This window comes from Acetobacter sp. UBA5411, from assembly GCF_002409645.1.
Classification (GTDB): domain Bacteria; phylum Pseudomonadota; class Alphaproteobacteria; order Acetobacterales; family Acetobacteraceae; genus Acetobacter.
Genome location: NZ_DHNR01000031.1, coordinates 96,980 through 102,979, shown reverse-complemented (window position 1 = coordinate 102,979; position 6,000 = coordinate 96,980). Strand labels below are relative to the sequence as shown.

4 protein-coding genes are annotated in these 6,000 nt (G+C 51.4%); 2 read left to right on the top strand and 2 right to left on the bottom strand.

Going from position 1 to position 6,000, the window contains the following annotated elements; genetic code table 11:
- Together B3759_RS09815 and B3759_RS09810 are read left to right on the top strand one after the other, a co-directional pair.
- Positions 1–424: thioredoxin family protein (locus tag B3759_RS09815; RefSeq protein WP_291365743.1), on the top strand; the 424-nt coding region annotated here is incomplete at its 5' end.
- Between the two features lie 276 nt (positions 425–700).
- Entirely contained in the window at positions 701–1,663 is a 963-nt protein-coding gene (locus tag B3759_RS09810) for a glycosyltransferase family 8 protein (protein WP_291365742.1), read from the top strand.
- A 247-nt stretch (positions 1,664–1,910) separates the two neighbouring features.
- On the opposite strand, the gene B3759_RS09805 is transcribed toward B3759_RS09810, so the two are convergent.
- The gene (locus B3759_RS09805; RefSeq protein WP_291365741.1) at positions 1,911–4,751 is read right to left on the bottom strand and encodes a Hint domain-containing protein; all 2,841 of its coding nucleotides are present in this window, start codon (positions 4,749–4,751) and stop codon (positions 1,911–1,913) included.
- A 350-nt stretch (positions 4,752–5,101) separates the two neighbouring features.
- Positions 5,102–5,971 (bottom strand): glycosyltransferase family 2 protein, encoded by an 870-nt coding sequence (locus tag B3759_RS09800; RefSeq protein WP_291365740.1) that lies wholly within the window; start codon positions 5,969–5,971, stop codon positions 5,102–5,104.
- Positions 5,972–6,000: the final 29 nt, after the last annotated feature.

Here is a 6,000-nt window from a genome sequence, read left to right as displayed (position 1 = left end):
CCTTGTCGCCCTGTCGCCTGCCGCATTACTGCTTCTTCTGCCATCGTCCTCGGAAATCTCGGCACGTTCCTTGAGCGCAAATGCTGACACAGCAACAGCGTTCTCACCGGAACGCCTCGTATCTTTGAGAAAAGACGGAAAGCCCGTTTTCGTGGACATGACAGCAGCTTGGTGCATCACCTGCCTTGTCAACGACCATGTGGCGCTTGAAAGCTCTGTCGTTCAGAAAGTCTTTGCCCAGAACGGGGTTGTTTTCATGAAAGGCGACTGGACCAACCGGGATGCGAGCATCACCACGTTCCTGCGTGATCATGGACGCGATGGCGTACCGCTTTATGTTTATTATCCGGCTCATGCAGAGGGACGCATTCTGCCACAGGTTCTGACACCGGACATGGTTGTGCAAGCGGTTAAAGGAAAGTGACTGAAAACCTTCTGTCGTTTCAGACTATTTTCAAACAGAAGCGACAAAAATACCGCCCACTCCATTTTCACAATAACAAGAAGTCTTTTCAAAAATCTTGAAACCATACTCCCTGATTGAAGAAGAGAGCCCAAAGCTAACGGGCTGGCCTGAATAATTTATTGTGAAACAACCCTTTATATGTTTCATAATCACTCCTGCCTGAGCAGATTTTCAGGACAGAAAACGATATTCAGAAACCAAACAAAGCAGTGCTGTCGTTCGTAGGGAGTTCCCATGCCTGAAGTCTGTGTCTGCTACACATCCGACGTCGGCTACCTGTTTCCAAGCTTCGTCAGCGCTCTACAGGCGAGACGCAATTCCAGCAGGGCTCTCACCGATATCCTTCTGATCGGGATCGATATAGATCCAGCCACGCAAAAAATCTTTTCCAGACTATGTGAGCAGAATGATATTGTCTTTCTCTGTTATGCGGCCAGAGATATCGAACATGCTCCCGCCATGCTGGCCCGCCTTTTTCTTGATGACCTTCTGCCCAGTCCTTACGAACGCTTCCTTTATGTAGACGGTGATACCCAGATACGGGGTGATCTGGACCGTCTCCTGAAACAGCCTCTTGCTGAAGGAACATTCGGGGCCGTAACGGACCCCATGAGTTTTGCTGTCGGCGACGATGACCCCGCAGCCCGCTCATTTCTCGAGCACTTTTCTGCGTTCGGTTTTTCTGACGATGACGCAAAGCAATATTTCAATTCAGGCGTTCTTTATGCCGATCGTGCCGGATGGGCACGCATAGGGCGGGAAGCATGGGAAAAGTTTGGACTATTCCAGTCGAAAACACGTTATCCCGATCAGGATGTTCTCAATCTGGTCGGACGTGACCATCGTCTTTCGATGTCTTTTGCATGGAACTTTCCGATCTTCTTCAGGAACATCGGCCTTGATCCGCTTATTGCGCCCTGCATCTACCACTTCATGTCATCACCCAAGCCTTGGGACGCCAACCTGCCGCCCTGGGATGTGACTGCTTCTTCGCCTTACGATGAAATCACAGGCACTTTTCCAGAACTCGCGTCTTACCGAAAACGCATGTCTGTAGGCAGATGGTTCCGATATACTCTCCAGCAAAGATACAAGCGCTGGCTGGAGAAGCGGGAATGGTCGGGCAAACGCGTGCAGCGTATTCTCGCTTATGAACAGAATGCCGATATAAAAAGCGGTTTCAAAACTGGCGACTGATCATCGCTCTGGATTTTATTGGTTGTTTTTGGAAGTCCGTTTGACCTGAAGCTTTTTTCAAAAAGCTTCACCAAAAACTTTCTTTAAAAATCAACGACCAGACAATTTCCTCAGCAGATCATCAGAAGTCTTTTTCACCACCCCTTCATCTGTGCATCGTTTTCTTTTTTGCAAATCACAAAGCGCTATAAAAAAGGGCCGTAGCAGAAATCTGCCACGGCCCTTTTCAATTAGTTGTCAGAGTCCATCAGGCACAAAGACGAAGCGTCTTTCCTTTTGCCTCGAGACGATACGGTCCAGCTGCTGCAATCTGGATTTTGAGTAGTGCTTTTGTATTCGGCACTCTTTCACCCAGATCAAGAACGGCATCACCATTGGTCCAGCTAACCGCGCCATTGCCTTCAACGCCATGCCAACCAACATGAGGCTGACCATCCAGATGGCTATTGATAGCGCGGCCATAAGAACCGCCTTCCAGCAGGGTTACGCTCCCCACCAGAACACCCAGCATACGACGGTCATCAACAAACGGACCGACGATCTCAGACGGTCTGTCCGCCCGTGAGCAGATCCGGATTTCCCTGACATTTTCAGGAATTTCGACGGTCACTACACCATTCTTTTCACCAAGACGACGCAGCGTCTGGCCGGAAAGCGTGCGGAACGACAGGTCTGATTTCCGTGTCAGAGATACTTTCGCAGGAGCTGCCAGACCAAGAATGCTCATTGCGCGAGCGGCGATGCTCTTGTGCAGGCCTTCCACCGTCTCACGGCTGGTGAGCAGAGGGGCCGCCGCATCCGCCCACGTCAGATGACGTGAGGTCAGCGAAACCACAGCACCACCGGTGAACGAACGACGGTTGCCGGTGTCGAGATAGCTTTCTGTCGCAACATTCTCAGCGAGAATAACGCTGTGACGCTCCGTCTCAACATGGAAGTAACGATAGGATGTCACTGACCGATCATAGAAAATGCTTGATCCGTTCACCAGCATCCGCACCGGCACAAAGCCACCTTCGAGATACAGACCGTGTTCGGCCGTGACCAGCAGGTCAGCAGACGGCACATTCTCGGCGATGGCATTTTTCAGAATACGAACAGGACAACCCGCGTCCACATCATCGAGTTCCGGACGAATGACGGCGTTCTGGAATCCGACCCAGATGACTGGACGGCTACTCTCATCGGCGTCGACGACAATCAGTTCGTCACCGACTGACAGGTCTTCAACAGCCACATCACCGCGTGTCGTACGAATGAGCGTGCCTTCAACGAAGCAGACATCAGTCGCAACCGTGTTGATCAGCCAGTCGCCAGCAGCATCTTTCGAGAATGTGGAAGAGCCCGGAACAAAACCGTCAGCCGTTTCGATGTGAGACAGCGTGTAGGTCTGGCCGTTATCGAGACTGATGGTCAGCGAGTAGCTGCCGTCATCGTTTTTTGTATAAACAGCGGCCGTAGGCTGCGTGTTCAGATCTGCATCAATAGCGAAATGCGTGTTCGCATTGACGCCGACAAAAGTCGTATCGACCTGCTTCGTGTCGCCAGCCAGAACAAGCGTGTTCTCGCTGTTGTCAAAGCTGATTGTGCTCGTGTTGCCATACAGACGTGCATAGAACGTGCTGTCATCAGTCATATTGATGTGCGGCAGATCGACCATCACCGAGTTGGCCTGCGTGCCCAGCGTGGAGTGCGACAGGTTCAGCGTTCCGCCACCGGCAAGATGGCTGCTGTCGAAAACGACATTTCCATCATTGCCTGTAATGTTCAGCGTGCCGTCCATGGCGCTGACGCCGCCAAGCTCGACCTTCGCAGGCGTGTCGATGTTCAGCACACCATTGCCGCGAACCTCGAAACCCGCCGTCGAGAACACGTAGCTGTTCGGATTCTGGGGATTGTTGGCCGTAATAGTCAGTGTGGCGTTCGGATTGACCGAAAGGCTGACGAACTGCCCCACATTCTGCTGATCGGCAACGACATAAAGCGGATCAGTGTCTGAACCCGAAAGGGACGCGTGGAAGCAGCTGTCTGACTGCGGGATATCGCCCTGAGACCAGTTGCTGGTGTCAGACCAGCTCGCCGGATTGCTTTCCGTGCCAGTGCCGATGAAAGTGTCCGTAGCTACGGATGAGTGATTTGTGTAACCGTTGGTTGTCGCGGCTGTTCCGGCCCCCACACTGTCAGCATGTGTGACAACAGCCTGAAGCTGCTCATGCTGAGTTGTGGATGCATAATCAGGCGTGACGGAGCTGTTGTTCTGCTCTGTGAACACCCAGTCGCCAGCAGCATCCTTGCTGAAAGACACTGAGCCGGGAACGAACCCGTCAGCCGGCACGATATCGGACAGCGTCAGGGAATGCCCGTTCGTGAAGGAGATGGTGTAGCTGTATGAACCGTCGCCATTCGCCACCACATTGGCGCTGGCAGGCGTAACACCTTCAGTGCCGTTGATCGCAAACTGCGAATTTTCTGAAACGCCATAAATTGCTGTCGAAATCGTCGAATCATTGGCATCCAGAACGACCGTATTGGTCGAGGACGGATCAAACGTGATCGAATTTCCGGTCGTATTCCAGCCGGTATACAATGTGCTGCCATTCTGCAGCGTGATGTCCATATCAGGGACGTGGATCGGTGCTTCCGGGCTTCCCAGCGTGGAGTTGACCAGATTGAGCGTGCCGGTTCCGTTCAGGCTGTTACCATCCAGAACGACTTTACCCGGGTTATCAATGATCGTGATTGTACCACCACGATTCTGGGTATAGAGTCCGAGTTCCACCTGTGACGACGTATCAACGATCAACTCACCGGTCGGAGCAATTTCCATACCGTATGTCGAGAATACATTTCCGGCATCGGTTGAAGAGGCCTGAGCCGTGATCTTCAGGGTGCCGTAATCACCGATGCTGAGAGAATGTATCTGTCCGTAGGAAACCGCATTCGCCACAGCCACAGCACGGTCAGCTTCACTGGTGCCGGCAATCGTGGCTGCCTGGCATGTGTGACTTTGGGGGAGATCATCATTTGACCAATTCGTGGGATCGAAAAAGTCGTCCGACGTTGACCCATTCCAGTAAGTTGTAGCCATACGGACCTCGTTTGCTGAAAGCCGGCAGGAAACCGGACACCCCTCGCCATACCCTTCCCAGAAGAGTAGTCGGGGTGTACACAGAAGATAATTATTGAAGATACTTTTCAGTAATACGCGTATACTACTTGTTAACTTATATCAAACGAATAACATGTAAAAAAAACCAATGTATATGCAAGTCATTGTTTTTTAAGCATTTTTATTTTAAATGCATAAAAATATTTTTCGCGACGCCTGCGTGATGTGTTTTGTATTTTTATTATTAGTATAATTAATTAATTCAATTACTTATAAAATAAACATTGTATTTTATTTTAGACGGAGACGTGCTGAAAGTCTCCAACTGGTCAGCCATGGCCATGAAGCGCCTTTGCTGCCAGCCTTGCTGCGGACGAATAATATCCCTCCAAGCGTCCCAGCAGTACATACGCATGATAAAGCGCCTCTTTCCGATCGCCTTTTACGATATTGAAGAGAATCCCCCCGACGGGCCTGATCGCAAACTCAAAAAGCACAGTCCATGGCGCGGCATTTTTGCGTAGCGCGTACCCCATACCCCTCGCATAACTTCTGGCACGGTTCAGATTGACACCACTGGGCTTATCCGGATGGATCACCTGAATCCGCGTGTCAAAATACCCTTTCACACCGTGCGCCAGCAGTCGGAGTCCCAGATCCTGTCCTTCAGCAGCCACAAATCGGCAACCGGGCCCCATGTTGGCGTCGAATCCGCCCACGGCTTCATAGGCAGCCCGGCGGATGAACATGTTGAACTCCACAAGACCCGTCCAGATGTTGCTTTCATTCAGTTTTGCGCTTGCCGTCAGCCATCGCCCCATCTGCGATGGACGCCCATACTGATTCAACACGGCGCCAGTCAGCAAACCCAGTGAAGGATGCTTTCGGAAGCTGGCATCGACCTGCTCCAGTGTATCCGGAAGATAAAGGCAGTCATCGTCTGGAAAAGCGATGATATCGCCTGTTGCGTGGGACGCACCGACAATACAGGCATAGCGACATTTGCGGACATCGATCCTGACATGTCTGATCGGCCAATTTCCCGAAAAATCTGCGACAACAGAATCGTAAATATCACTGCCGCTCTGATCAACGAGAATGACTTCAAGATCACGAAACGTCTGTCGGGTCAGGGCCTCCAGAAACGCCTTCACATCCCGAGGACGATCGAGTGTCGGGATTACAAGGGAGAAACGCATCGACCTACCAGTTTATTCCGTGTCTAAAA

Excerpts from the sequence above, each read along its gene's own strand:
- B3759_RS09810 (WP_291365742.1), top strand. The coding sequence starts at position 701 with ATGCCTGAAGTCTGTGTCTGCTACACATCCGACGTCGGCTACCTGTTT.
- B3759_RS09805 (WP_291365741.1), bottom strand. The coding sequence starts at position 4,751 with ATGGCTACAACTTACTGGAATGGGTCAACGTCGGACGACTTTTTCGAT.
- B3759_RS09800 (WP_291365740.1), bottom strand. The coding sequence starts at position 5,971 with ATGCGTTTCTCCCTTGTAATCCCGACACTCGATCGTCCTCGGGATGTG.